24 protein-coding genes are annotated in these 22,140 nt (G+C 69.2%); 21 read left to right on the forward strand and 3 right to left on the reverse strand.

What is annotated here, in order from left to right:
• The first annotated feature begins 6 nt into the window (after window positions 1–6).
• From ABZV38_RS02680 to ABZV38_RS02725, 10 genes are all read left to right on the forward strand, one after another.
• A complete protein-coding gene (locus ABZV38_RS02680; RefSeq protein ID WP_356323772.1) occupies window positions 7–1,731 on the forward strand; it encodes a carbamoyltransferase C-terminal domain-containing protein in 1,725 nt (574 codons plus the stop codon).
• The gene (locus ABZV38_RS02685; RefSeq protein ID WP_356323774.1) at window positions 1,728–2,780 is read left to right on the forward strand and encodes a hypothetical protein; all 1,053 of its coding nucleotides are present in this window, start codon (window positions 1,728–1,730) and stop codon (window positions 2,778–2,780) included. Before ABZV38_RS02680 ends, ABZV38_RS02685 begins: the two co-directional genes overlap by 4 nt.
• Window positions 2,781–2,876: 96 nt before the next feature.
• Window positions 2,877–3,389, forward strand: a complete 513-nt coding sequence (locus tag ABZV38_RS02690) for a topology modulation protein (protein WP_356323776.1) — start codon at window positions 2,877–2,879, stop codon at window positions 3,387–3,389.
• Between the two features lie 31 nt (window positions 3,390–3,420).
• Window positions 3,421–4,266, forward strand: a complete 846-nt coding sequence (locus ABZV38_RS02695; protein ID WP_356323778.1) for a class I SAM-dependent methyltransferase — start codon at window positions 3,421–3,423, stop codon at window positions 4,264–4,266.
• On the forward strand, window positions 4,263–5,027 hold the full coding sequence (locus tag ABZV38_RS02700) for a phosphotransferase (RefSeq protein ID WP_356323780.1): 765 nt from the start codon (window positions 4,263–4,265) through the stop codon (window positions 5,025–5,027). The genes ABZV38_RS02695 and ABZV38_RS02700 overlap by 4 nt, the downstream gene beginning before the upstream one ends.
• The gene (locus ABZV38_RS02705) at window positions 5,024–5,680 is read left to right on the forward strand and encodes a histidine phosphatase family protein (protein ID WP_356323782.1); all 657 of its coding nucleotides are present in this window, start codon (window positions 5,024–5,026) and stop codon (window positions 5,678–5,680) included. The genes ABZV38_RS02700 and ABZV38_RS02705 overlap by 4 nt, the downstream gene beginning before the upstream one ends.
• A 23-nt stretch (window positions 5,681–5,703) precedes the next feature.
• Complete coding sequence (locus ABZV38_RS02710; protein WP_356323784.1) at window positions 5,704–6,513, forward strand: aminoglycoside phosphotransferase; 810 nt, start codon at window positions 5,704–5,706, stop codon at window positions 6,511–6,513.
• A 28-nt stretch (window positions 6,514–6,541) separates the two neighbouring features.
• Window positions 6,542–7,537 carry an NAD-dependent epimerase/dehydratase family protein gene (locus tag ABZV38_RS02715; protein WP_356323785.1) on the forward strand — a complete coding sequence of 332 codons (996 nt, stop codon included), beginning with the start codon at window positions 6,542–6,544 and terminating at the stop codon, window positions 7,535–7,537.
• A gap of 27 nt (window positions 7,538–7,564) precedes the next feature.
• Window positions 7,565–8,686, forward strand: a complete 1,122-nt coding sequence (locus ABZV38_RS02720; RefSeq protein WP_356323787.1) for an adenosylhomocysteinase — start codon at window positions 7,565–7,567, stop codon at window positions 8,684–8,686.
• 55 nt (window positions 8,687–8,741) lie between these two features.
• Window positions 8,742–9,485: a 3-deoxy-manno-octulosonate cytidylyltransferase gene (locus ABZV38_RS02725; protein ID WP_356323789.1), complete on the forward strand. Its 744-nt coding sequence runs from the start codon at window positions 8,742–8,744 to the stop codon at window positions 9,483–9,485.
• 372 nt (window positions 9,486–9,857) lie between these two features.
• Here the strand turns inward: ABZV38_RS02725 and ABZV38_RS02730 are convergent, their stop codons facing one another.
• Together ABZV38_RS02730 and ABZV38_RS02735 are read right to left on the reverse strand one after the other, a co-directional pair.
• Window positions 9,858–11,036, reverse strand: a complete 1,179-nt coding sequence (locus ABZV38_RS02730) for a cytochrome P450 (protein ID WP_356323791.1) — start codon at window positions 11,034–11,036, stop codon at window positions 9,858–9,860.
• 4 nt (window positions 11,037–11,040) lie between these two features.
• A complete protein-coding gene (locus ABZV38_RS02735; RefSeq protein ID WP_356323793.1) occupies window positions 11,041–12,234 on the reverse strand; it encodes an MAB_1171c family putative transporter in 1,194 nt (397 codons plus the stop codon).
• Window positions 12,235–12,497: 263 nt separating this feature from the next.
• On the opposite strand from ABZV38_RS02735, the gene ABZV38_RS02740 reads away from it, so the two are divergent.
• Together ABZV38_RS02740 and ABZV38_RS02745 are read left to right on the forward strand one after the other, a co-directional pair.
• Window positions 12,498–12,827 (forward strand): hypothetical protein, encoded by a 330-nt coding sequence (locus ABZV38_RS02740; protein WP_356323795.1) that lies wholly within the window; start codon window positions 12,498–12,500, stop codon window positions 12,825–12,827.
• Between the two features lie 284 nt (window positions 12,828–13,111).
• Window positions 13,112–13,951, forward strand: a complete 840-nt coding sequence (locus ABZV38_RS02745) for a helix-turn-helix domain-containing protein (protein WP_356323797.1) — start codon at window positions 13,112–13,114, stop codon at window positions 13,949–13,951.
• A gap of 54 nt (window positions 13,952–14,005) precedes the next feature.
• Here ABZV38_RS02745 and ABZV38_RS02750 read toward each other — a convergent pair whose 3' ends face one another.
• Window positions 14,006–14,452 carry a helix-turn-helix domain-containing protein gene (locus tag ABZV38_RS02750; RefSeq protein ID WP_356323799.1) on the reverse strand — a complete coding sequence of 149 codons (447 nt, stop codon included), beginning with the start codon at window positions 14,450–14,452 and terminating at the stop codon, window positions 14,006–14,008.
• 435 nt (window positions 14,453–14,887) lie between these two features.
• Here ABZV38_RS02750 and ABZV38_RS02755 point away from each other — a divergent pair, with 435 nt between their 5' ends.
• From ABZV38_RS02755 to ABZV38_RS02795, 9 genes are all read left to right on the forward strand, one after another.
• Entirely contained in the window at window positions 14,888–15,211 is a 324-nt protein-coding gene (locus ABZV38_RS02755; protein ID WP_356323801.1) for a transcriptional regulator, read from the forward strand.
• Between the two features lies 1 nt (window position 15,212).
• On the forward strand, window positions 15,213–16,229 hold the full coding sequence (locus ABZV38_RS02760; protein WP_356323803.1) for a hypothetical protein: 1,017 nt from the start codon (window positions 15,213–15,215) through the stop codon (window positions 16,227–16,229).
• On the forward strand, window positions 16,229–16,936 hold the full coding sequence (locus ABZV38_RS02765) for an ATP-binding protein (protein WP_356323805.1): 708 nt from the start codon (window positions 16,229–16,231) through the stop codon (window positions 16,934–16,936). Before ABZV38_RS02760 ends, ABZV38_RS02765 begins: the two co-directional genes overlap by 1 nt.
• Window positions 16,937–17,053: 117 nt before the next feature.
• The gene (locus tag ABZV38_RS02770; protein WP_356323807.1) at window positions 17,054–17,620 is read left to right on the forward strand and encodes a WhiB family transcriptional regulator; all 567 of its coding nucleotides are present in this window, start codon (window positions 17,054–17,056) and stop codon (window positions 17,618–17,620) included.
• A complete protein-coding gene (locus tag ABZV38_RS02775; RefSeq protein ID WP_356323810.1) occupies window positions 17,617–18,684 on the forward strand; it encodes a DUF2637 domain-containing protein in 1,068 nt (355 codons plus the stop codon). Before ABZV38_RS02770 ends, ABZV38_RS02775 begins: the two co-directional genes overlap by 4 nt.
• A gap of 105 nt (window positions 18,685–18,789) precedes the next feature.
• Window positions 18,790–19,014 (forward strand): hypothetical protein, encoded by a 225-nt coding sequence (locus ABZV38_RS02780; protein WP_356323812.1) that lies wholly within the window; start codon window positions 18,790–18,792, stop codon window positions 19,012–19,014.
• 329 nt (window positions 19,015–19,343) lie between these two features.
• Window positions 19,344–19,802, forward strand: a complete 459-nt coding sequence (gene mobC, locus ABZV38_RS02785) for a plasmid mobilization relaxosome protein MobC (protein WP_356323814.1) — start codon at window positions 19,344–19,346, stop codon at window positions 19,800–19,802.
• Window positions 19,802–21,571, forward strand: a complete 1,770-nt coding sequence (locus tag ABZV38_RS02790; protein ID WP_356323816.1) for a mobilization protein — start codon at window positions 19,802–19,804, stop codon at window positions 21,569–21,571. The genes mobC and ABZV38_RS02790 overlap by 1 nt, the downstream gene beginning before the upstream one ends.
• A gap of 120 nt (window positions 21,572–21,691) precedes the next feature.
• Complete coding sequence (locus ABZV38_RS02795) at window positions 21,692–22,090, forward strand: hypothetical protein (RefSeq protein WP_356323818.1); 399 nt, start codon at window positions 21,692–21,694, stop codon at window positions 22,088–22,090.
• Window positions 22,091–22,140: the final 50 nt, after the last annotated feature.

The raw sequence follows: 22,140 nt of genomic DNA on the forward strand, positions 1-22,140 counted from the left end.
ACCGCGATGGACCACGTGCCCGCCGTCATCCTCGGTCTCTGCTCCTACACGCACGACTCCGCCGCCGCGCTCCTGGTGGACGGTGAACTGGTCGGCTTCGTCGAGGAGGAACGCCTCTCCCAGAAGAAGCACACCCACGAGTACCCCCACCTCGCCGTCGAGTGGCTGCTGGGCGAGGCCCGCCTCACACCCGGCGACGTCGACGCCGTCGCGTACAACTTCCAGCCGGCCCGCTACCTGGCGGAAACCCCCGCAGCCCTGCGCCTCGCGCTCTCGACCACAACCCGTGACCGGGCTCTGCCGCGGGCCGCCGGATTCGCCAAGGTCGCGTTGCGCACCCGGCGCCGGGTCCAGTCCCTCGACCGGCTGTTCCCTGGCGCGCAGGTCTCGCCCGTACTGCATCACCGCGCCCATCAGCTGGCCGCCTTCGCCGCCTCGGGGTGGAACGAGTCCGCCGTGCTGGTCGTCGACAGCCTCGGTGAGCGGCAGACCACGACGATCGCCCATGGCCACCATGCAGGCCATCCCACCACCCGCACCCTGGAGGCGATCTACGACCCGGCCTCGCTGGGTTACGTGTACGGGGCGGTCACCGAGCACCTGGGCTGGCGCCGGGGCGACGAGGAAGGCACCGTGATGGCGCTCGCCGCCCTCGGCGACGCCACCCGCTTCCGGCATCTCCTCGCCCGCGCGGTCCGCACCACCGCCACCGGCTTCGCCCTGGACCCGGCCTACTTCCCGCCTCGCGTTCTCATCTCCGGCTACCCGCGGACCTCCCACCGCTTCGTCGTGGAGACCTGTCCGCCCCGGCGCCCGGACGAGCCGCTCCAGGAGGTTCACCAGGACCTGGCCGCAGCGCTGCAGGAGCGCACCGAACAGGTGATGCTTCACCTGGCGCGGCGCGCTCGCCTGCTCACCGGCTCACGGCGGTTGTGCCTGGGCGGCGGCGTGGCCACGAACTGCGTCAGCATCGGGCGGATCATCGAGGCGGGCATCTTCGACGAGGTCTTCGTGCCGCCCGCTCCGGGCGACGCCGGCACCGCGCTCGGTGCCGCTGTCGCCGTGCACAGCGACAGCGACAGCGGGAACGGCCGGCCGCTGTGCGGGGTCGCCCGCGCCTGCTACCTCGGGCCGTCCTACCCAGAGCCGAACCTGGACCTCACACCATGGCCGGGACTCCAGCAGAAGACCCTGGACATAGAGGTCGCGGAGTTCCTCGCCGACCAGCTCGCCCACGGCATGATCGTCGGGCTGTTCCAGGGACGTGTGGAGGCCGGCCCTCGCGCACTGGGGAACCGGTCGATCCTCGCCTCGCCTCTGGAGCCCGGCGTCGTCGAGCGGCTGAACGCGGGCGTGAAGTTCCGTGAGCCGTTCCGCCCGTTCGCCCCCATGGTCCTCGCCGACCGGGCAGGGGAGTACTTCACCCTCGGCCAGGACGCGCCGTACATGTCCATGGCCTCCGGAGTGACGGACAAGGCCCGCGAACACATCCCCGCCGTCATCCACGCCAACGGCACCTCCCGTCTCCAGACCGTCAGCCCGGCCCAGAACCCCTTCGTGCACGACGTGCTGCGGGCATTCGCTCGCCGTACCGGCGTGCCCGTGCTGATCAACACCTCGCTCAACGTCAAGGGCAAGCCCATCTGCGGCACCCCGGACATGGCCCTCGGCTGCCTTGCCGACTCCGGGCTCGACGCTTTGCTGCTGGAAGGCCGGTGGATCACCAAATGAAGATCGGATACAGCTTCTGGGGCTTCCTCGGCAACGGCATCACGGACACACCCGACGGAGGCCGCAGCCACCGCCGCCCTCTGGTCGACGCTCTCCTCGCGCGCGGCCACGAGATCGTCTTCCTCCAGGCCGACCGGGACCTCCTTGAAGCAGGAGACGACCTCGGCGGTACGTACTCCTTCGACGGCGGCATCCCTGACATCGACGTGCTCTTCCTCGAATGGCGCTGGCTCATCGACGGACGCAACAACACGCCCTGCGGCGCCGAGGGGCACACCTGCGACCTTCACCGCCAGGCCGAACTCGTCAAGCGCTACACCGTGCTCCGCAGTACCCCCACCGTGATCTGGGACAAGGACCGCCAACTGCGCGAACACAACGTCCTTCGCCATGTTCCCGGCGTCGCGGTGTGCGAGGCAGCTCTCACCCCCACGCCCGGCGCCCACCGTCTGCTCTTCCCTGTCGACGACCGACTGCTGGACCAGGCGGACCCGATCGCGCTCGCTAGGAGGCCGCGGGAGACAGCGCTCGGCTACGTCGGCAACCGGTACGACCGCGACGCCCAGTTCGACCGCTACTTCTCCCCGGCTGCCGCATGCGTCGATCACCAGGTCGGTGGAAAGTGGACGGACACCAGCCGCTGGCCGCACATCACCTTCCTCGGCCGGGTCCCCTTCGAAGAGGTCCACCGCCTCTACAGTGGAGCCCTGGCCACCGTCCTGCTGCTGCCCGAGCGATACGCCGCGGTCGGTCAGATGACGCAGCGGATCTTCGAAGCCGTTCTCGCCGGGTGCCTTCCACTGGCCCCCGCCGGTATTCAGCACGTCGAGCGGTTCGTGCCCGAGGAACTGGTGGTGAGTTCCGGCGGACAGGTGATCCGACGGATCACCGACCTTCAGAAGATCGCCGGCAGCCACCGGCACGCCGAACTGATCGCCGACTGCCTCGGCCGTCTGGAACTCTTCCGGCTCAGCCGTCAGGTGGACGCGCTGGAGACCGTTCTCGCCACGGTTACGGGAGCTGCTGAAGAGCAGCGAGGAGCCGCGTGATGAACCACCTGTCACGGGCCGCCGAGCCCGGACCATCCGTACGTGTGCCGGCGGTCGGTCCGTCCGGACACCTGAGCACCCCTAGGGTGGAGCACCATGAAGAAGGTCGCCATCGTCGGCTGCGGAGGCAGCGGCAAGTCGCATGTGGCCCGTGCGCTGGGGGACGTCCTGGACGCCCCGGTGACGCACCTGGACGCCGCGTTCTACGACGACGAGTGGAACGCACTGCCCATGGAGAAGTTCGCCGAGGTCCAGCGCGACCTGGTCGCGCGGGAGAAGTGGGTGATCGACGGCAACTACAACTCCACGCTCCAGATCCGGCTCCAAGCCTGCGACACCATCGTCCTGATGGACGTCTCCACCCTCGCCGCACTGTGGGGGGTCTTCTCCAGGCAGCTCCGGCACGGCTCCGGGCACAAGGGCAACGGGGTGCACAACCGCATCCACTGGGGCGTGATCAAGTACGTGGCGACGTACCGGCGCAAGATGCGTCCCCGTGTCATGGCCAAGATCGACCAGTTCGCGACCGGGCACGCCGACGTGGTGCTGCTGACCAGCCGACGGCAGACACGGCGCTGGTTGCGGAAGGCCGCCGCCCGGCAGAGCTGAGCCGCCCGCGCCTCCGAGGGGGGTGCGGCGCATGAACCTCAACCCGTTCCTCGATCCCGGGCGGCAGGCAGACCTGTACGGGCACGCCTCCCGGCTGGCCAGACGGTCCAACGCGTTGATACGGGCTAGGACCGCCGGTCGGCCGGTACCCGACACCATCGTCCACCTGGCCCGGTCCCACTGTGCGCAGGGTTTGGAGCGTCTCCGCCTCGTGGCGGACATCGGTTGCGGACGCGGCACCAGCAGCCGGGTCCTGGCCGAGCAGCTCCATCCGGAACGCCTCGTCGGCATCGACGCGGCGCCCGCGCTGGTGGCCGATGCCCGCAAGCGGGTGGGCCGCGTTCCCGGTGTCCAAGTGGGCTTCCTGCAGGGGGACTTCCACCGAATGCCGATGCCGGACGGTTCCTGCGACCTGGCCGTCGCCGCCTTCTGCCTCTACCACTCGACGCGCCCCGAGCAGGCCATCGCGGAGATCGCCCGTGTCTTGGCCCCCGACGGCGTGGCCATCCTCGTCACCAAGGCGCTCGACAGCTACCGCGAGATGGACTCCCTGGTGGCCGCCGCCGGACTCGACCCGCGCGCCGAGCAGCACGAGAGCCTCTACGTCTCCGCGCACGGCGGCAACCTCGCCGACCTGGCGAAGCCCTCCCTGAACGTGATCGCGACCGAGCACGAGGAGCACCGCTTCACCTTCGACGGACACGATCACGTGGCCGAGTACGTCGCCACGAACCCGAAGTACGACCTCGCCCCCGGCCTGTACGGCAAGCCGGGCGCGCTGGCCGCCACGCTCCACGAACTCCTCCCGGACGCACCGATCGCTACCAACTCGGTCATCACGTACGTCGTGGCCCGACCGCGAGGAGGCCGGACGTGAGAACCACCCACTTCACCAAGACCTACGCGACCCCGGAACACACTGCCGCTGCCGCCCGTCACCGCACCTGGCTGGCCGCCCACGCGCAGCCGCTCCGCCAGCCGGCCCTGACGGTCATCGGCCCGAACAGCCTGACCTTCGAGTGGATCGAGGGCCGCCACGCAGAACCCGGCGACCTGCCGCGGCTGGCGGGGCTGCTGGGCGACGCTCACGGCACCGCGTGGGCCAGTGACCTGCGATCCGTCTCACTGAACGAGCCGCACACCTTCCGCGACGGCACTCCGTTCGGCGGCTACCTCGCGGTACGCGAAGTGGCACTGCGCAGGCGGCTGGAGCAAGGCCATCTGCCGGACAGGATCGCTCTGCACGCGACGCTGACGCTTCTGGAGAAGACGGCCGAGGGACCTGCCGCCTTCTACAAGGACAGCAACCCGCGGAACTTCCTGTTCACCGAGGACGGCACGCTCTTCACCCTCGACACCGACGACCTCACACTCGCCCCGTTCGGGTACGACCTGGCCAAGCTGATCACGACGCTGGTCATGACGTACGGCCCGGTCGGCCCACCTGCCATCGACGAGGCCCTGAGCACGTACAACGAGGCCGCCGGCCGCCACGACTCCCGGCTCGGTACGACGGATCGCGAGCGCCTCGACGACTTCCTCGCCCTGCACTGCGTTCTGACCGCCCCGTACGCAGGGCGCAACGGTTACCGCTTCGGCTGGCCGGTTCCGCGCCCCCGACTCCAAGGTCTCGCATGATCACCACGGAACTCGTTTTCGTCCGCCACGGCGAAGCCCACTGCAACGCCAACGGCGTCGTCGGCGGCCCGGTCACCTGCACCGGGCTCACCGACCTCGGGTACCACCAGGTCGAACAGGCAGCCGCCCGGCTGGCTGAAGAGCATCGCGACAGACCCTTCACCGCCCTCTACACCGGCCCTCGTCTCCGGCTTCGGCAGACCGGCGAGATCCTCAGCCAGGCCCTCGGCCTGCCGATGCGCACCGCGCCCGGTCTCGGCGGCCCCATCCACGGCGTGGCCGACGGCAAATCCTGGACCGAGGTGAAGACCGCCGCCGACGGCGGGCCGCACGCCCACCCTGACCGGCCCTGGGAGGATGGGTCCGACACCTGGAACGGCTACCTCCAGCGGGCCGGAGACTTCCTCCACGGCCTCATCGACCGGCACGAGGGCGATCGTGTCCTGTTCGCCGCACACGGCGAGACCGTGATCGTCGCGCACACCTTGCTTCTCGCGATCCCGCTGGGTTCGCCGGCGGGCTTCACCGTGTCCCACGGCTCCATCACCCGCTGGCAGCACCACCTCAACCGGCTCGACCAGCGGCGTTGGATGCTGGACCGGCACAACGACACCGCCCACCTGGGCGCCTCAGCGATGCGGGCGGCGTCGTGATCACGGCGTACGACGACCCGCGCATGGAACTCGCGCGGCAGACGGTCGGAGCCGTCCGCATCGTCGCGGACCCGGCCCTACCGCCTCACCTGCTGCACCTTGTCGATGTCCGCGGGAACGCCTACTTCGCCAAGCAGCACGCCAGCCGGAACCGGTATGTCCACGAGGCGCACGCCTACCTGACGTGGAGACGCCACCTTCAAGGCCACGCCCCTGAGCTGGTCGGCCGACAGGACTCCACACGCACTCTGCTGCTCACGGCGATACGTGGGCAGAGCGGCGACATCCTGCCGCCGGGCTCGGCCGAGGAGGAACAGGCTCACCACAACGCCGGCCTCGTACTGGGTGCCCTCCACCGGGCCACGGCAGGTCCCAAGGCCGGCGGCATCGGCGTCGAACTGGCCGGTCGGCTCCGAGGCTGGGTCGACAGGGCCGACCGCGCGGACCTCCTGTCGACAGACGAAAGGAGGAGCCTGCTGCAGGTTGCGGACCTTCTGTCCCACGTCCAGGTGGAGAGCGCCGTGTGCCACCTTGACTACCAGCCCAGGAACTGGCTCATCGGGGACGGCTTCTGGATCTGCGACTTCGAGCACATGCGACGCGACGCCCGCCTCCGGGACTTTGCCCGGCTCGAGTTCCGTCGCTGGCAGGCTGCCCCTCATCTCCGTCGTGCCTTCTTCGCCGCGTATGGGAGGGAGCTGTGCGACGCCGAGCAGCACCTCCTGGAATCCTTCGGCGCCATCGAAGCCGCCACCGCTCTGGTCCGGGGACACGAGCAGGACGACCTCGCTCTCAGCGCCCACGGCCGCACCGTGTTGGCGCGACTGAGTTGACCGACCCCACCAATCTCTGGAGAGTTACGTGTCAGAAAGCACCTCCAACTTGACCACACCGACACCCCGGCGCGCGGTGGTGACCGGGGCCGCCGGATTCATCGGCTCTCACCTTGCCCACATCCTGCTCCAGGCAGGAACCACCGTGATCGGCGTCGACCGTCGCGACCCCGCCGCAGATCGAACGGCAGCGGCCAACCTCGCCGCGTCGCACGGCCTCCCGGGATACATGCACATCACCGCCGATCTGCTGACCTGCGCGATTGATCCGCTTCTCTTCGACGCGGACGTGATCTTCCACCTGGCGGGCATTCCCGGCGTACGAGCTTCGTGGGGCCCGCACTTCGGCGACTATGTGGCCTCCAACATCCTCGCCACCCAGCGAGTGATGGACGCCGCCACCCGCATGCGCGTCCCCCGCGTGGTCGTGGCCTCCTCCTCCAGCGTCTACGGACCCACCAGTGGCGGTCCCAGTATCGAGAGCGACCATCCTCGGCCGGCCTCCCCGTACGCGGTCACCAAGCTCGCCGAGGAGCAGCTCTGCCTGGCGCACGCGGCCCGCGTCGACTGCCCCACGGACGTCGTCGCTCTGCGGTACTTCACCGTCTACGGGCCGCGCCAGCGCCCTGACATGTTCACCCACCGCGCTCTCCTGGCCGCCATCACCGGACAGCCGCTCCGCCTGTACGGCGACGGTCACCAGCGCCGGGACTTCACCTACATCGACGACGCGGTCGCAGCCACCATCGCGGCTGCCTCCGCTCCGGCAGACACGGGCATCGTCAACGTCGGCGGTGGCTCCAACGCCTCCCTGCTCGAAGTGATCAACATCGCCAAGAGCCTCGTCGGCCGCGACATCCAGATCCACGTGGAGCACGCCCGCAACGGCGACGTGCTGACCACCCGGGCCAACTCCGGCCGCGCCCACGACCTACTCGGCTGGCAACCCTCGGTCGACCTTCACAACGGCATGCGCGCCCAGATGCACGCCCTGACCCAGCCCGCGTACCACGCAGCGGCCTGACCATCTCGCGACCTGACAGGAGTTGCCGTGGAGAGCCCCGAAGAAGTCCGGCGGGATGCCTTCTTCCGCCGGATCACCGCGCAATTCCCCGCCGACGGACAGATCAGCTCGCTGATCATCACCCATCTGCTCCCCGAGCGCCCGGCGTTCCTCCACGCGATGGCCCGGACCACCACGGTCGCGGCCGTGCTGCCCAAGCCCAGATCCATCTCCCCGCAGACCCTCACGGAGGTGCGCCGCGAGTACGCCGTGCACCCCCTGAGCCGCGACCTGTTCACGGATCCCACCAGCGCCTTGGACTACCTGGAGGTCACCGCTCCCGGCCGTGACGTCGTACTGCTCGACATCGGGGGCTACTTCGCACCCAGCCTCGGCACTCTGGTGGAGAAGTTCTCCGGCCGGATCGTGGGCGTCGTCGAGGACACGGAGAACGGACATCAGCGGTACGCGTCACTCGACCAACTACCCTGCCCTGTCTTCTCGGTGGCCCGTTCCCCGCTGAAGGACTGCGAAGACCACTTGGTGGGACGGTCCATCGTCTTCTCCACAGAGTCCCTGGTCCGCACCCGCGGCGACATCCTGGTCAGCCGGGGTGCCTGTGTGATCGGCTTCGGCAAGGTCGGCCGCGCCATCGCCCAGACCCTGCGCGCCAACGACGTACGCGTCACTGTCTACGACAGCGACCCGGTGAAGCGGGTACAGGCGCACTCTCAGGGGTTCCGCACGGCCACTTCCCGCGCCGAGGCACTCCGCGACGCCGACCTCGTGCTGTGCGCGACCGGCAACCTGGCGCTCCGGAAAGGGCACTTCGAGGCGCTGCGCAACGGCGCCTACTTGGCCTCGGTGACGTCCTCCGAGGACGAACTCGAACTGGACTCGCTCGACGGGCTCTACCGGCGGACACCCGCCGGGGAGCATCTGACGCGGTACGAGGTGACGGGCCACCACTTCTTCGTCCTCGCCGACGGTGGGGCGGTCAACTTCGTCCACGGCGCGTCCGTCGGTACGTACATCCACCTCGTGCAGGCCGAGATACTCGCGGCGACCGCCGCGCTCAGCCGCGGCGACTGTGAGCCCGGCCTGCGTGAAGTGCCTTTGTCCGCCCGCCAGATCATTGCGAAGGTCTGGCTCGACCACTTCGCCAAGTGATCACGTGCCCCGTCCCACACACCCTTGATCCGCCACCGACCGACAGGAGAACGCCGTGGCTGTCACCGCAGCGCGTCGCCACATAGCGGTGATCCCCTGCCGCTGGGGCGCCTCACGATTTCCCGGAAAGCCCCTGGCCCTGCTCGGCGACATGCCGTTGCTGTGGCACGTCCACCAGCGCTGTCAGGAGGCGAAGCGGATCGACGACGCCGTGGTCGCCACCGACGACGAGCGCATCGAAGCAGCCTGCCGCCGGCTCGGCATCCCCTGCGTGATGACCGGCAACCACCTCACCGGGACGGATCGGGTCGCCGAGTGCGCCCAGCGCGTCCAGGCCGACGCATACATCAACGTCCAGGGCGACGAACCGTTCATCGCCCCCGCCGCGATCGACGCGGTGTCGGAAGCCCTGGTCCACCTCAACGCCGAGACCCTGGCGGTCAACGCGTACGCGAGGCTGGACGACGCGGCATCGGTCATCGACCACAACGTCGTCAAGGTCGTGGTCGGCGAGAACGGCAACGCCCTCATGTTCTCCCGGCAGCCGATCCCGTATCCGCGGGGCCATCGTCCGAACTACCTGCGACAGCTCGGCCTTTACGGCTTCACGCGCAGCGGACTCGACCTGTTCCGGCGTCTCGAACAGGGGCCGGTTGAGCGCGCCGAAGGCGTCGAGATGCTCCGGCTCGTTGAGCACGGGCACGGCGTACGGATGCTTCCCGTCGAGGACGAGGGCATCGCGGTGGATACGCCGGAAGACCTCGAAAGGGCGTGCGCGATGCTGCGATCCCATTCTTGAGAGCCCCTGGATTGCCAATATCGCTGCTCGAGAGGTTCTGGATCTGCTCGGTGACAAGCCAGCCGACCGTCGTGGTCGATAGTTGAACCGGCCCACCGCAGGACAGGGTTCGCGGCGCGCTTCGGAGCCCCCTGGCCGAGGCGCCAGAGGGATCAGCACTCATCCGGCTTCAGCCGCGGTTCGATTCTGAGCGGAGCCGCTCTCCGGCCCACCGTGCGCACACCACGCACGCGGCTTTCGTGTGCGTGACCGAGTTCGTGACCAGTTCCCCGACTCCCCATTCCTCTGGTGATATCACCAGAGGAATGTCCACGAGACTGCGTCAGCCGCTCACCCAAGGGCTGCCCCGTGACCAGCAGTTATGGGTCAGCCCTAGGTGAGGATGGGAAGGGTGGCCAGCCCGCGGACTAGACGAGTGTCCCGCCACTCCAGTTGATCAGGTGGGACCGCAAGCCGGAGCCCGGGGAAGCGCGTCAGAATCGCACGCAGTGCGAGGTCGGCTTCGGCCTTGGCCAGTGGAGCACCGACACAGCGGTGGATGCCGTGGCCGAAGCCGAGATGGCCGGCGGCATCCCGATCCAGGTTGAGCTGGTCCGGCGACGGAAACCGCTCCGGATCGCGGTTGGCCGCTCCAAGAGCGACCAGCACAGGGACGCCGGCCGGGATCTCGGTGCCGCCGAGCGTGACGGCTTCCGTGGTGTACCGGAAGGTGGCCGTGCTGACGGGCGAGTCGAAGCGAAGTAGCTCGTCCAGCGAGGCTGGGACCTCCTCGGGGTTGCTGCGCAGGCGGTCCAGCTCGGCAGGGTGCTGGAGCAGGGCCAAGGCGGCGTTGCCGAGGAAGTTGGTGGTGGTCTCGTGCCCGGCGACGAGCAGCAACACGGCCAGGGAGACCAGTTCCTGCTCGCTGAGTTGGTCGGTGCCGTCGCGGGCCGCGATGAGGCGGTCGAGCAGCGCATTACCTGGCCGCAGGCGCTTGGCGGCGATGAGGCCGGTCATGTAGTCGGCTACTGCGTGCGAGGCCGCGTCGATGCGGTCGGGTTTCCCCGCGGCGAACAGCTCGGCGGACCAGCGCTGGACGTCGGGCCGGTCGGCCTCCGGCACCCCCAGCAGCTCGCAGATCACGATGACCGGCAGGGGTACCGCCAAGCTGGCGATGAGGTCGACCTGCCCGCCGACGGGCCACCGGTCGAGCAGTGTGTCGGTCACCTCGCCGATGAATGGGCGCAACTCGGCGACGGCGCCCGTCGTGAACGCCTTGGTCACCAGCTTGCGCAGGCGGGTGTGCTGGGGCGGATCGCTGGCCAGCATGTTGTGCGCCACCGCGGGGTGCAGGCGGCGTCGTGACGCCTTGTCGGCGAAGAAAGCGGCCGTGTTCTTCGAGAGCCGTGGGTCGCTGAGTGCCTGCCGGGCCTCCGCGTACCCGGTGACCAGGTAGCTGCTGTGCCCACCTGAGCCGGTGGGAACAGCTTGCACCGGGCACGCGGACCGCATGGCCGCGTAGGTGGGGTAGGGGTCGTGCAGGAATCGAGGGTCCTTGGTCGGGTCGTTCATGCTGTCAGGGTCCAACCGGTTCCGTTTGGCCGCCCTCGGCGACACGCACAGTCTCGCGGTGCGCGTAAGCGTCGGCGATCCGGAGAAGCCACTGCGTCTCCGCATGGAGGTCTCCGGCACGGGAAGCGGTGTCCGTCGCGGACGGCACGGCGACCTCGTCGGCGGGATCGCCGGCCTGGAAAGCGGCCAGTGCCGCCTTGACGACCGTAGCTTCGACGATCGCGGCGCCCTGCTCCGTCCCGGCGTCGACGGTCCGCTGCGCGGCTTCGTGCACGCTCCGGGAGCGGTACGGGCGCAGGGCGAGAATGCCGTCGCTGATCTCGATGACACGCCTCTGGAGGAGGAAGTCGGAGTCGCTCGCTGCGTCCTCGCCAAGCCCTTCGGCTGGCAGGACGATCTCCGGCATTGCGGCCGACAGGTCCTGCCACAGCGGGCCGAGCGCGTCGAAGGACCGCACTTCCCAGCGGTGGCGGCGGGCCTGACTGATCGGATAGACCACGGCGGGCAGCGTGAGGCCGAGGCAGATCAGCAGGACCGCGACCGCCGGGGAGGTCACGCTGAAGACGCACGGCACGGAGACCAGCGAGGAGCACCGCGCGTGGTCGGGTACGAGTTGAAAGCCCAGGCCGAGGGAGAAGAGGACTGTGACCTTGTACGCGGCGTAGACCAGCGCGAACACGCAGCCTGCGGCTGCCAGCCGCAGACCAATCCGAACGCTGTTTCTGCGGGTCGACTTCGACTGCCGCAAAGCCTGCCGCAGGAAGTCGACGATGGCGAAGCCCAGGTAGGAGATGAAAAGGAGCAGGTAGAGCGCGTATGCCTGCGGCGAGCGGTGCGTCATCTGCTCAAACGTGATCAGCACCGTCATGCCGAAGACGGAGGCCGCGAGAAGGATGACGCGCAAGCGGATGCGCCGCCGAGCTTCCGCGGGTTCCAGGTTGACTTGGAAAGAGACGGCCAGGACAGACGTGGCAGCCGCCAGCGAGGCGGAGTTGCTCACCAGCCGGCCCACATGTGGCACGACCGCCTCGACCGCGTTCTCGAACAGTGGCGCGTAGGAGGCGAAGGCCAGGGAGAAGGAGGCGAGGAGGGCACCCATGGCCCACGTTCCGGCAGGACGGGGGGTGCCCCGGCCGAGGACCCAGTAGCTGGCAGCCGCTGCGAGGAGGCAGGCCATCCCGAGGAAAACGGCATTCATCGTGAGCGGAACCGACCTTTCTTAATGGGCTGCGCGAAGAGTGCGTCCCAGCTATCCGATCCCTTTTCGGGCTGACGGGGAGGGGATTCGCGTTCTCGGTAGATACGCTGGCGAATTACGGTCGCCATCATCTCCGCTTCTCGTTCGTCTGCAGAGGAATAACTCGTGCGTCCCGACATGCGCATCACCAGCGTGGGATTTACTCCGAGGGCACGCGCCGTGGAGGTGTCGACCTCCAGGCTTCCGGGATGGTCGCAGTACACATGGCACAGCTCGTGCGTGAGGATGTGCCGCTGGTGATGAATCGAGGTCCCCTCCTCGTAGAAGAGAAGGTCGGACTCTGGCGTCTCCAGGCGTATGCCGCACGGCGCGTCGACCGCGCCGAGCGTGCTCAGGGGCTTGAGGAATATGGGCTTCCCGCGAAGCGCCGCTATCGCTTCGCGCAATTCCCGGGTGCTGAATCGGTATGGCAGACACAAACGATCAACCTGCTCCTCGCACGACTTGAGCAGTTGGCTTTCGTCGATTTCTGGCAAGGGCATGGCAATCCCCCCTCGGCCTGGGCTGTACGCCATCTTGCTGGTGAACGATGACAAGACGATGTCAGGAAGAAGGTGGAACTCGCGCTGACCGGAACTGACAGTTCCGGTTACGGGCTGTGAGTCATTCCGCTATGCGAAGCGAGGCGGGAGGCGACCTGCTTCGACTCTTGATCTCTGACAGCTTCTCGGTGTTGTGTCGCGTGGCGCAGTTCGGCAAAAGATCAACTATCCGTTATGTCCGACTACGCTGAATGACGATCCCATGATCCTTTGATTGGGTATCACTGCATGTTGTGAGGCATGTCATGTGATCAGGTGATCTAGCATCTCGCTCCATGGACTCCCGGGATGGGCGTGGCGACGATGACCCGCAGGATGAGTCCCTGTCCGAGCTGCTGCGTTCTTGGCGGAGCCGGTCGGATCCCTGTGCCTTCGCGGGGCTGACGGTGCGGGGAAGGCGGAGTATTGGCCTGTCGCAGCGTGATGTGGCCCGCCTGGCGGGCGTGAGCGAGCGCTGGTACCGCTCCCTGGAGCGGGGAAACGAAGCCAACTACTCGGCGGACTTCCTCGACCGTCTGTCGTCCGCCCTGCGGCTGAGCCCCGCTGAACGCCACGCCCTGTACTTGGGGGCCATCGGACGACCGCCGGCCCTCGCCGCAGTCCCGGAGACGGACGCTGCCGCCGAAATGGACGACGTCCTCCAGCAATTCCTCGACGGTCAGTCGCCCAATCCGGCCTATGTGTCGGACCTGGCATGGAATGTGATCGGTTACAACGAGCCGCTGCGCGAGTGGTTCCCCTGGGCTGCCCATCAGGCCAACCTCATGCGATGGACATTCCTCAGCCGGGAGGCCCGCGAGCAGCTCGTGAACTGGCGGGAGGATTGGGCGCGGCCCTACCTGGGTCAAATTCGCTATGCGCGGGTCCATCATCCGAAAAGCGAAGCTCTGCGCCGCTTGGAGCGTGACATCCTCGCGGGATCTCCGGACGTACAGGGAATGTGGGATCGCCGCGAGGTCTATGAACATGTCAACGGCGACCTGCGCAGGCTCAAGCTGCCCTGTCACCGGGGCCGGGAAGTTCCTGTTCGCGTCATCGCCTTGCGGCCCATGCGTAGTGACCGTCTACGCGTGACCGTGCTGATGGAAAGCCGCCGAGGAGTCAGCAGCGGGTAATCGGCCTGTGCGGGGACGGGCCGATCCGCGCCGAGGTGCAAGCTGGAGCGTGGGTCATTCGTCGTCAAGAAGTCCAGAGTCGCCCGAGTCATCCGGCATTCCTTCGAGCCGCCGGGCTTGGTCGATCACCGCGTTCAGCATCCGCAGGCTCGACGTGCTGAGCCCGTTTGCCCGCAGGGCGACCCTCCGCACTTCCTGGTCGCGCATCGCCGCGACCACTTGAATCTCGGCACGTGTCCGCTCGGCTACCTCCTCGTCGAAGAAGTAGCCAGGAGGTACGCCGAAAAAGCCCGCCAGTGCCCGGATGGTCTGCATCTTCGGGTTCGTGTTGGTCCCGGTGCGGAGCTGCTGGATGGCGCTCGCCGAGATGGCTACGCCGGAGCTGTCCCGGATGCCCTGCGATACCTCCGCGTACGTGTAGGAGCCGCGCTCCTTCGGGTGTACCTCCCTGAACAGGTAGTCGAGCAGCTCCGCGAAGGGGCGCTCGTGCTTCTCGGTCATCTCCAACCCTTCCTCGTGGACGCGATCCTATCCACTCCAGTGGTGATCACGCGCCTGCGCGACTCGGGTGACGACATCGCAGTTGACGGATTGGCGCAATTGCGGTGTACGTTGGCCACGCATCTCATCCACTGTGGTGTTCCGTACCTGGTGGGAGTGGGTGCGGAGAAGCTGGACTTGTGTCAGGGGTCGCCATATGGTCCTGGTCCCGCACAAGCGGATCACCGGCCGCCAGGCGGTCAGGAAGAGAAAGGAAGCGTGATGCACGCACGGGGGCCATAGCGCCCACCGGGGCGAAGGAGGCCGGCGCCCGGGAGCTACCAACTCCTGGACGCCGGGCCGACACCCCGAAGGGCACCGATTCACATCTCGCGGGCGGCGGGGCTTTTGCACGAGAACCGCCGCACCGCACTCCTACGAACAACGGAGTATCCCATGCTCGCCATGCCGAGCGGAACCCTGGCATGCCCGGACACGGCCCGCCAGCACCGCCTCGCGGCACAGCTTGCCGACATGATCCCCGGGGCGGTGACCATCCGAGTCAGCCTCACCGACCCGAAGCAGGCGTGGCCCCACCCCCACGCCATCGCCAAGGACGCGGCCGGGGAGCCGATCGAGCTGAACCGGACGACAGCCAGGGTCGCAGCCCGGTGGGTCCTGCGGGTCTGGCCGGACGCCGACTGGAACAGGCCCCACACCTTCGACCTCGCCACCGCGACCCTGACCCGGAGCGACCTCGCCGTCGGCAGGGCCCTCTGACATGGCGCGGATCCGAACCATCAAGCCGGAGGCATTCTTCTCCGAGTCGCTCGCCGAGGCGAGCGTCGAGGCCGAGCGGACCTTCTTCGGCCTCCTCACCCAGGCCGACGACCACGGCCGCCACCGCGACAACGCCGCGATCATCGCGGGGCTGCTCTGGCCACTGCGGGCCGAGCACACCTCGGTCCACGTCGAGGACGACCTCCAGCAGCTCGCCAACGCGAGCCTGATCTGCCGGTACACCGGCTGCGACGGCCGCCGTTACCTCCACATCGTGACCTGGTCCGAGCACCAGAAGATCGACAAGCCGAGCCAGTCCCGACTGCCCTCCTGCCCGCAGCACCACGCGGCGGACCGGTGCGGCACCTGCAAGGGGACCTGCACCAAGCGCACCGAGGCGTCGCCCACCCCTACCCGAGGGCTCGCCGAGGCTTCGCCGAACGCTCCCCGAGCCCTCGATCTGCCCGCGCAGCCCGCACCGACGCCTCCCGCCCCCCGAAGCGGGGCCCCGACCGCCCAGCAGGAAGCCCTCGTCGGCCTTGTCGGCACCCCTGACCCCACCGGCGCGAAAACCGCAGGTCAGACGGTATTCTCCGAGGACTCCCCGAAGCCTCCCCGAAACCTCGGAGAAGGCTCGGCGCCTGGATCTAGGATCTTGGATCCTGGATCTTCATTCCCTACGGGGCGCACAGCGCCCGCCGCCACCGTCTCGGCCAACGACCTGATCGGCGAGTACGTCGCCGCCTGCGACGAGCGACCGCCCAGCGACGTGCTCGGACACCTCGGCCGCATCGCCAAGAAGCTCCTCGGCGAGGGCATCGCCCCGGAACACGTCCGCGCCGGACTGCGGCGCTTCGCGGAGATCCAGGGCCACCCCAGCCGCCTGCCGAGCCTGGTCAACGACGCCATGAACGCACGATCGGCCGGTTTGGCGCGGCCGGGAATCCGGCCTACCGTGCCCGCTCACCAGGCGTGGACCAACCCGGTCGACGCCGCCGCCTACGCCGAGGAGCTGTGATGCGCACCCACATCCGCGACCCGCAGACCCTCGGCGGCGCGGGCACCCTGGACCGGATGGCCCGGATCCTGGCTGCCCGCAACATCGATCCGGCAGCCGTCGCCGCCCTGTCCGACGAGCCCGAGCGCTTCTCCCCGCTGGACGCCCTGTTGGCCACGATGCCCCCGCGCTACCAGGGCGCGGTCGCCGACCACCCGCAGGTCCTGGACTGGGCCCGGGATGTCGCCCGTCAGGCCGTCGCCCCGAGCATCGGAGCCCGGCGGCAGGTCACCACCGGCCCGAGCCTGCTGATGGCCGGGGTGGTCGGCGCGGGCAAGACCCACCAGGCGTACGGCGCGGTCCGACAGCTGGTGCAGACCGGCGTCGGCGTGCGCTGGCGCGCGACCACTGCCGCCGACCTGTACGCGGACCTGCGCCCCCGGCCGGGAGCCGACAGCGAGCGAGAGCTGGCGGCCGTCAGCCGATGCCCGCTGCTGATCATCGACGACCTCGGAGCGGCCAAGGCGTCCGAGTGGGTCGAGGAAGTGACGTACCGGCTGATCAATCGCCGGTACAACCACATGCTCCCGACGCTGATCACCACCAACCTGGCGATCAAGGACCTCCGGGCCTACCTCGGCGACCGCGTCACCTCTCGACTCGCGCAGATGACCACCCGGGTCGAGTTCGAACCGGTCGACCGCAGACGCCACCGCCCCGCAGCCTGACCCACCGCAGGCCGCCACGCCGGGCCGCGCCCCCAGCGCGCCGCCCCGTGCACCTCCCGACCCAGCGCACCCCTCCGCCGACGCCCCTGCGCGCGGAGAGCGATCGGAGCAACCTGCATGACCACCACGACGATCAGCCCTGCCCGCCACCGGTCGCTCGGCGACCACACCTGGCAGGACCAGGCCGTCTGCCAGAGCACCGAGTACAACCCGGTGGACCCCGAAATCTTCTTCCCCGAGCCAGAAGAGACCGCCAAGATCACCGTCGCCAAGTCGCTGTGCGGCCAGTGCCCGGTCCGCCGCACCTGCCTGGACGCCGCCCTGGAGGGCAGCGACAGCCACGGCATCCGGGGCGGGATGACCGAGGAGGAGCGCGAGCCGCTACACGAGAACCTCGCCAGCCGCCTCGACTACAGCCGGGTCAACGCCACCATCGCCGGGCGCGACGTCCACCTCACCAAGGCCGAGCGCCGCGCGGTCGTCCACGCCGCCTACCGCCACGGCCTCACCGAACAGCGCCTGGCCTGGCTCCTGAAGATCACCGAGGAGCACGCCCAGAAGCTCTACCGCGAAACCCGCCGAGCCCTGCGCAACCGAGACCTGGAGAAGACCACGAAGACCACCCCGCCCCCCGAGACCGACGGTAAGCGCCTGGGCCGCGACGACTTCGGGACGGCGGCGTGAGTATCGCGAGCGCGCCGAGCACGGCGCATGTCACCGGGTGGGACCGCGCGGTCGTCATCGCCCTCGGCGGTGCGGGATGCGCCCTGTCGTACGACGCGCTGCAGCAGATGGCCGTCGCCATCCACGTCCGGGGCCTGCTGACCTACCTCTTCCCCTTGGTGATCGACGGGTTCATCGCATACGGCATCCGCGCCCTGCTGGTCCTGCGCGACGCACCGCTGCGCGCCCGGCTTTACGTCTGGACACTCTTCGGCACGGCCACCGCCGCCAGCATCTGGGCCAACGCGCTGCACGCGGTCAGGCTCAACCAGGAGACCGCCTCGGACACCGGACTGCGGCTCGGAGACACGGTGGTCGCCGTGCTGTCCACCATCGCCCCGCTCGCCCTGGCCGGAGCGGTCCACCTCTACATCCTCATCGCCCGGGGGCCGGTCAAGGACAGTGACCGAAGTGACCGCGACGACCTCGGTCAGGCCAGTCACCCCGGTCAGCCCGAGCGCATCGCGGTCACTCGGACTGACCGGGCCGGTCAGCAGCAGCCGCAGCCCGGCCAGGTCAGCGCCGGACAGCCGGTCACCGCCCTGACTGACCGGCCCCGACTGTCCCTGGACAAGCAGACCCCGGACACCCGGACACTGGGCGGGGACAGCGCCCCGGCGGACAGCACCAGCCCGGACACCGGTCACCATGACCGGGGGCTCAAGGCCGCTGACCTGGGCGGACAGCCGGACACCGCTCCGGCGGCCAGTGACCGGCCGGCCGGCACGGAGCCGGTCACCGGTCGTCCGGACAACCTCCCGCCGGTCACTGACCCGCCGGTCACTCCGCCACCGGTCACTGACCGGGACACCCGGACACCCGGTGACCGGCGACCTGACCCGGACACCGAGGAGCTGCTGGAGATCGCCCGGTCAGCGGTCAGGGCCGAGGACAAACTGACCCGCAAGGTGGTCGCCCAGGCGATCCGCGGTCAGCAGATCCCGCTGTCCAGCGACACGCTGACCGCCCTGATGGTCCAGCTCCGCCAGCAGCACGGACAGTCGGTCACCACCTCCCGGAACTGACCGCACATCACATGGGGCGGGTGACCGAGCCGGACAGCTCGGCCGGTCACCCGCCCCCTGGACACGCACCCCACGACCTCCTGAAGTGAACCGGAGAGCACCGCCATGCGTACGAACCCCGCCACGCCGGCCGAGGTGGACTCCTGGCTGACCGTCCTGCACCAGGGCGGCCACCTCCACCGCGCCGAATCCGGTCCCGACAACACCTGGACCGTGCAACGACGCCGACACAGCCACCCTTGGACCCTGCACCACCCGGTCCTGGCCATGGACTGGATCGAGGAAGTCGTCCGCGACATCCACCAGCAGGACGCGGAGACGAGCCGGTGACCGTCAACGACCCGGCGGCCACCACGTCCGGACCGCAGCGTGACCCCAACACGGCTCCTGGCCATGGACTGGATCGAGGAAGTCGTCCGCGACATCCACCAGCAGGACGCGGAGACGAGTCGGTGACCGTCAACGACCCGGCGGCCACCACGTCCGGACCGCAGCGTGACCCCAACACGGCTTCTGGCGGAGCAAGTTGTCGCATACGACGGTCCTACGGCCCGTCGTATGCACTTGCCCCCGCCCAGGGGGGTGGGGGAAGTCTGGTTGGTCCCCGAGCGAGGGCGCTCGGGGACCAACCAGACTCCCGGCACCAGGGGGCGCCGGTCGTGGGAGGAGAAGCAGACGACCGCGCTCCGCGCGAGCAGCAGAGCCCGAGCCAACCCGCGTTCCCCGACCGCACGCCGCGCCGACGCACCCGCAACCCGAGCCAGCGCACCCACAAGACGACCACGCGCCTGTCCGACACCGAGAAGACCGAGATCACCGCCGCCGCCAAGCAGCGCGCCGTCACCGTCGCCCGTTTCCTCGCCGCCGCCGGCCTCGCCGTCGCCCGTGGTTCGACCACCGCGCACACCAACGAACAGCTCGATGCCGCCATCGACGAGCTGGCCGCCCTGCGCACCGCCATCTCCCGCATCGGCAACAACATCAACCAGATCGCCTTCGTCCACAACGCCGGAGGACAGCCCCGCCCCGGTGAACTCGACCACGCCCTCACGACCTTGACCCGCCTCCTGGCCCGCGTAGACGACGCGGCCGACACGCTGGTGAAGAAGCGCCTCTGATGGTCCCCAAGATCCGACGCGGCTCGCGCACCCACGGCTTGCTCGTCTACCTGTACGGCCCGGGAAAACGCGACGAGCACGCAGACCCCCACCTCGTCGGCAGTTGGGACGGCTTCGCCCCCGACCCCGGCCGCGACACCAGCCCCGACCCCGACCCCAAGGTCACGCTGGCCCGGCTCGCCGCAGCCTTGGACCTGCGGGTCAAGCAGGCCGGTACCAAGGCACCGGCCGAGCACGTCTGGCACTGTTCGGTACGCACCGACCCCGGCGACCGGAATCTGACCGATGCCGAGTGGGGTACCGTCGCCCGCCGTTTGGTCCAAGCCGTCAACCTCGCCCCCGATGGCGACCCGGACGGCTGCCGCTGGGTCGCGGTGCGCCACGCCGACGACCACATCCACATCCTGGCCACCATGGTCCGAGGCGACCTGCGCCGTCCGAGGATGAACTACGACTTCAAGAAGGCCCAGGCCGAATGCCGCCGTATCGAACAGGAGATGGGCCTGCGCAAGCTCAAGCCCGGCGACGGGACCGGAGCCAAGACCCCCACCAGCGCCGAGCGCTTCAAGGCCGAGCGCACCGGCCGACCCGAGACACCGCGCGAGACACTGCGTGAAGCCGTCCGCCAGGCCGTCGCCGGAGCCGCCGGCGAACCCGAGTTCTTCACCCGCCTTCGCGAGGCGGGCCTGCGCGTCAAGCTCCGGCACGCCCCGTCCGGGGACATCCTCGGCTACACCGTCGCACTGCCCGGCGACCGCAACCGCGACCGCGAACCGGTCTGGTTCGCGGGCTCGACCCTGGCCCCCGACCTTTCCTATCCGAAGATCCAGCGCCGCCTTGCCCACGGAACCGCCGACGCGGTTACAACGGCGGAAGCCGCCAGCGGCCGGTCGGACTGGTCGCCGCCCGCACGGGGGCGACGCACGGCGACCGGGATCGCCGAGCGCGCCGCGATCCTGCTTGACAGCAACGACGAAGATGCCGCAGCCCAACTCGTGGGAGTCGGCGAACTCCTGGACGCGGTTGCCCAGACCTCTCCGGCCGCCACTCGCGCCGAACTTGGTGCCGCCGCTCGCTCCTTCGAACGCGCCACCCGCAGCCACGTCCGCGCCGAGCGCGCTGATACCCGCTCGATCCGCTCGGCGGCCCGGGGCATCATCCAGGCCGGCGGCGCGCTCGGCCGTGGCGAGGACGGCGGCACTACCGCCATGCTGGTGTCCACCCTGGTCCTGGTCGCCCTGGCCGCCGCCCGTTGGCACTCAGCCCGCGGTCACGCCCAGCAGGCCGAAGCCTCCCGCCAGACCGCCGAGCATCTGCGCGCCGCCTACCGTCAGGCCGCCACCGCACCCATGCAGGCCCTGCGCGACCACGGCCGCGCTCTGCCCGAATCCGAGCGCCGCACGTACGAGACCACCATCCGCGCAGTCCTCCCTGCCAGCGGTATTCGTGCCTACGCCGAGACGAATACCGACGCCCTCGCCGCCACACTGGCCCAGGCCGAGCAGGCAGGCCACGACCCCAAGGTCCTGCTGCAGGAGGCCATCGAGATGCGCGAACTCGACACCGCCGAGGACGTGAACGACGTCCTGGTCTGGCGACTGCGCCGACTCGCCCAGCTCCCCGCGCACCCGGGCGAGGCCGCCCGCCCCCCGCAGGCTGGCACCGGCCGAACCAAGCCGACGCCCAACCGAACCGGCACCCGGACCGCACCTCCGACAACGACCCGTCCCGCCGCACCGGACCCGCGCAACCACGCGCCGCGCCGCTGACCCGCAGTCCGGCAGGCAGGCCCGCCACCTGCCTGCCGGACTGCGCGAAACCTCTGGACAACCGGCTCCACCGGCGGTTACGGATGAACAGAGAACGCCCTCGACCGGGAGACGACGCTCGTGCTCAGAACGACCGACCACCACGTAGAGCCGACCCCCGTCCTGCCCGCCGTCCCCGCCGGAAGCGACCCCCTGCTGCAGCTCCAGTTCGAGACGCAGCCTCCCAGTGGACCCAGCGCGACGCGCTGCCTCAGCCACCCACCTCAGCTGTCCCTGCGCGGGATCCCCGTGATGTGCTCGGCCTGCCTCGCCCGGCGCGACTGGCTGCTCATCAACCATGACCGCAACGTCTGGGTCCGCTGCCGCTGCAGCAACCAGTGGCTCGAGCCCGAGATCAGCCGCGCCGACTTCGACGCCATGATCGCCATCCCGGACGGGACGACCTACCCCAGCGTCGAGCAGGGCCTGATCGCACTCGGCTTCGATGGCGCCTTCGCCGGCACCTACCTGGAGAACTAGGCTGAATTGCCTCGGATGCAGCAATTCGCCATGTACGGAACACGCCGTTG

It is taken from the genome of Streptomyces sp. NPDC005181, from assembly GCF_040608395.1.
Taxonomy (GTDB): domain Bacteria; phylum Actinomycetota; class Actinomycetes; order Streptomycetales; family Streptomycetaceae; genus Streptomyces.

Bases quoted from the DNA above. Each gene is read 5' to 3' on its own strand.
- ABZV38_RS02680 (WP_356323772.1), top strand. From the start codon at position 7: ATGGACCACGTGCCCGCCGTCATCCTCGGTCTCTGCTCCTACACGCAC.
- ABZV38_RS02685 (WP_356323774.1), top strand. From the start codon at position 1,728: ATGAAGATCGGATACAGCTTCTGGGGCTTCCTCGGCAACGGCATCACG.
- ABZV38_RS02690 (WP_356323776.1), top strand. From the start codon at position 2,877: ATGAAGAAGGTCGCCATCGTCGGCTGCGGAGGCAGCGGCAAGTCGCAT.
- ABZV38_RS02695 (WP_356323778.1), top strand. From the start codon at position 3,421: ATGAACCTCAACCCGTTCCTCGATCCCGGGCGGCAGGCAGACCTGTAC.
- ABZV38_RS02705 (WP_356323782.1), top strand. From the start codon at position 5,024: ATGATCACCACGGAACTCGTTTTCGTCCGCCACGGCGAAGCCCACTGC.
- ABZV38_RS02710 (WP_356323784.1), top strand. From the start codon at position 5,704: ATGGAACTCGCGCGGCAGACGGTCGGAGCCGTCCGCATCGTCGCGGAC.
- ABZV38_RS02730 (WP_356323791.1), bottom strand. From the start codon at position 11,036: ATGAACGACCCGACCAAGGACCCTCGATTCCTGCACGACCCCTACCCC.
- ABZV38_RS02735 (WP_356323793.1), bottom strand. From the start codon at position 12,234: ATGAATGCCGTTTTCCTCGGGATGGCCTGCCTCCTCGCAGCGGCTGCC.
- ABZV38_RS02740 (WP_356323795.1), top strand. From the start codon at position 12,498: ATGGCACAGCTCGTGCGTGAGGATGTGCCGCTGGTGATGAATCGAGGT.
- ABZV38_RS02745 (WP_356323797.1), top strand. From the start codon at position 13,112: ATGGACTCCCGGGATGGGCGTGGCGACGATGACCCGCAGGATGAGTCC.
- ABZV38_RS02750 (WP_356323799.1), bottom strand. From the start codon at position 14,452: ATGACCGAGAAGCACGAGCGCCCCTTCGCGGAGCTGCTCGACTACCTG.
- ABZV38_RS02755 (WP_356323801.1), top strand. From the start codon at position 14,888: ATGCTCGCCATGCCGAGCGGAACCCTGGCATGCCCGGACACGGCCCGC.
- ABZV38_RS02760 (WP_356323803.1), top strand. From the start codon at position 15,213: ATGGCGCGGATCCGAACCATCAAGCCGGAGGCATTCTTCTCCGAGTCG.
- ABZV38_RS02765 (WP_356323805.1), top strand. From the start codon at position 16,229: ATGCGCACCCACATCCGCGACCCGCAGACCCTCGGCGGCGCGGGCACC.
- ABZV38_RS02770 (WP_356323807.1), top strand. From the start codon at position 17,054: ATGACCACCACGACGATCAGCCCTGCCCGCCACCGGTCGCTCGGCGAC.
- ABZV38_RS02780 (WP_356323812.1), top strand. From the start codon at position 18,790: ATGCGTACGAACCCCGCCACGCCGGCCGAGGTGGACTCCTGGCTGACC.
- ABZV38_RS02790 (WP_356323816.1), top strand. From the start codon at position 19,802: ATGGTCCCCAAGATCCGACGCGGCTCGCGCACCCACGGCTTGCTCGTC.